Source organism: bacterium, from assembly GCA_030654305.1.
Classification (GTDB): Bacteria; Krumholzibacteriota; Krumholzibacteriia; order LZORAL124-64-63; family LZORAL124-64-63; genus PNOJ01.
The window spans coordinates 1-2971 of record JAURXS010000371.1; the positions used below are offsets into that span (position 1 = coordinate 1).

General features: G+C 70.8%; 3 protein-coding genes. 2 read left to right on the forward strand and 1 reads right to left on the reverse strand.

Annotation, left to right across the window (positions count from 1 at the left end; genetic code table 11):
- Both Q7W29_10630 and Q7W29_10635 read left to right on the forward strand, forming a co-directional pair.
- The coding region (locus Q7W29_10630) for a hypothetical protein (protein ID MDO9172275.1) at positions 1–257 on the forward strand (257 nt) is incomplete at its 5' end.
- Between the two features lie 274 nt (positions 258–531).
- Entirely contained in the window at positions 532–2556 is a 2025-nt protein-coding gene (locus Q7W29_10635; protein ID MDO9172276.1) for a glycosyltransferase, read from the forward strand.
- Positions 2557–2650: 94 nt separating this feature from the next.
- Here Q7W29_10635 and Q7W29_10640 read toward each other — a convergent pair.
- Positions 2651–2971 (reverse strand): amino acid--tRNA ligase-related protein (locus tag Q7W29_10640; GenBank protein MDO9172277.1); only part of this gene is annotated, 321 nt, incomplete at its 5' end.

Consider the following 2971-nt stretch of genomic DNA (forward strand, 5'->3'; position numbering starts at 1 on the left):
TGATCGGCATCAGCAGCCGGATCCAGCTGATGGACGGCGGGCTGGTGACCTTCCCCGAGTTCGGGCTGTTCAACCTCGAGGGCGAGTGGGACGTCGAGAACCACGGCGTCGATCCCGACATCGTGGTCGAGAACCTGCCCGAAGACGTCAACCGCGGTCGCGACCCGCAGCTCGAACGGGCGGTGCAGGAGGTGCTGGCGGCGATGAAGGATCGGCCGGCGCTGCCGGCGGCCCCGACCTTCCCACGCGACCGGTAGCCACCTTTCCGTTGGCGGGCGCCCTCCGGTCACCTCGTGTGACCGGAGGGTTCCCTTTTCGGCCGGCCGGGACGATTCGGGCCAGGTCGTGGCCAGATCCCTGGCGGTGGGCGGCGGAAAGCGGCGATCCCGCCGTAGGATCTCGTCCATATCTTGATATTATTCAACACGTTGACTTTATGCCGGGAATGGTGGGCGACCGCGGGGCTGGCCGGGGATTTGCTCTCTGGGATCCATCAGGTTCCGACGGAGCATCCCGATCCCGGAGGCAGAGATGACCGGCCTGCACGCCAATCGCGTCTCGATCGTCATTCCCGTGTTCAACAAGCGCGAGCTGACCGAGGCCTGCCTCGACGCGCTGCATCGCCATACGCCCGCCGGCGCCGAGATCGTCGTGGTGGACAACGGCTCGACCGACGGCTCGGCGGCGTGGCTGCGGAACCTGCACGAGCGCGGCGAGATCCGCGCCGTGCTGAACCCGGAGAACCGCGGCTTCGCCCGGGCCAGCAACCAGGGCGCGGCCGCCGCCGGCGGCGACCTGCTGCTGTTCCTGAACAACGACACCGAGGTCACCGAGGGTTGGCTCGAGCCCCTGGTCTGGACCCTCGACCACGATCCCTACGTCGGCGCGGTCGGCTCGAAGCTGCTGTTCCCCGACGGCACCGTCCAGCACGCCGGCGTCGCGCTGGTGCAGGGCGACTCGCCCGCCGGCCCGCTGCTGGGCGGGCAGCACCTCGCCTACGGCAAGCCCGCCGACTCCCCGGCCGCCGACAAGGCCATGATCGTGCGCTGCCTGACCGCGGCCTGCCTGCTGGTGCGCCGCGAGGCCTTCGAGGCCGCCGGCGGCTTCGACGAGGCCTACTGGAACGGCAACGAGGACGTCGACTTCTGCCTGAAGCTGGAGGAGGCCGGCTGGCGGCTGGTCTACCGGCCCGAGAGCGTGGTCGTGCACCACGAGTCGCAGAGCGGCCCCGAACGCTTCTCGAAGCTGGACCGGAACATCGCGCTGCTGAACGCGCGCTGGCGCGACCGGATCACCCCCGACTACTACCGCGACCTCGACTGGAAGGCGGTGGCGGCCCCGGACTTCCGGCTGCGCCAGTACGCGCCGCCGCGCCTGCGCTTCGAGCGCGACGTCCGCAAGCCCGCGGACGCGCAGACCGCTTCGGTGATCGTGCTCTGCCACAACGCGCTGGAGTACACGCAGAAGTGCGCCGCCTCGCTGCTGGCCCACACCGCGCCCCGCCACGAGATCATCTTCGTCGACAACGGCAGCACCGACGGCACCGCCGACTGGCTGCGCGAGCTGACCGCGCACCAGGAGCGTTGCCACGCCGTCTACAGCCAAGAGAACCTGGGCTACGCCGCCGGCAACAACCTGGGCCTGGCCCACGCCCGCGGCGACCACCTGGTGCTGCTCAACAGCGACGTCGTGGTGACCCCGGGCTGGCTCGAGCGGCTGATCGCCGCCGCGCAGCACCCCCAGGCCGGCGTCGTCGGCCCGGTCACCAACAGCATCACCGGACCGCAGAAGCTGGCGCAGGTCGGCTACGACCAGGATTCGCTGCGGGACCTGGACTTCTTCGCCCGGATGCACGGCGACTCCTGCCGCGGGCAGGACGAGCCGGCGCTGTGGGTCGTGGGCTTCTGCATGCTGATCAAGCGCGACCTGCTGGCGCGCATCGGCGGCCTGGACGAGCGCTTCGGACGCGGCAACTTCGAGGACACCGACTTCTGCCTGCGCGCCTTCCTGGCCGGCTATCAGTGCCTGATCGCCCGCGACTGCTTCGTGCACCACTTCGGCAGCCGCAGCTTCGCCGCCGCGAAGGTCGATTACCGCGCCTCCCTCGAGCAGAACTGGGGCGTGTTCAAGCGGAAGTGGCGCATCCCGCAGGCGGTGGGCTACGAGCAGAAGTTCGACCTCGAGAGCATCGTCGTGGCGGGCTTCCACCCCGTGCTGCACTTCGAGCCGCTGCCGCGCGCCCGCGGCGTGGCGCCGATCGAGCCCACGCCCCAGGACCTCGCCCGCCGCCTGCGCGAGGGCGAGTCGATGTTCCGCGACGGCCGCGCCGACGACGCCGAGGCCGTCTTCCGGCACGTGCTGCAGTGGCGCGCCGACGAACCGGCGGCCGCCAACGGCCTGGCCTGCGCCCTGTGGGAGCAGGGGCGGCCGGACGAGGCCGCCGCCGTGCTCGAGGAGACGCTGCGCCACGACCCGGAGAACGAGGACGCGCGGTGGAATCTGGCGGAGGTCCGCAAGGCGATCGCGGCGCAGGAAGCCGCGCCGGTCCTCAACTGAACCTCTCCACTCCGACACGACGAGGCCCCGGGCGGATGCCCGGGGCCTCGGCTTGTGAACGGGCGCGATGGCCCGCCGTCTAAAAGTCCGCGCCTTAGAAGTCCGCGCTTTTGGGCGCCCGCGGGAACGGGATGACGTCGCGGATATTCGCCACGCCCGTGGCGTACATCACCGCGCGCTCGAAGCCCAGCCCGAAGCCGGCGTGCGGCACGGTGCCGTAGCGGCGCAGGTCGCGGTACCACCAGTAGGGCGCGGGGTCGAGGTTCATCGCCTTCAGGCGGGCGTCGAGCACGTCGAGCCGCTCCTCGCGCTGGCTGCCGCCGACGATCTCGCCGATGCCGGGCGCCAGCACGTCCATCGCGGCCACGGTGCGGCCGTCGTCGTTCAGGCGCATGTAGAAGGCCTTGATGTCCTT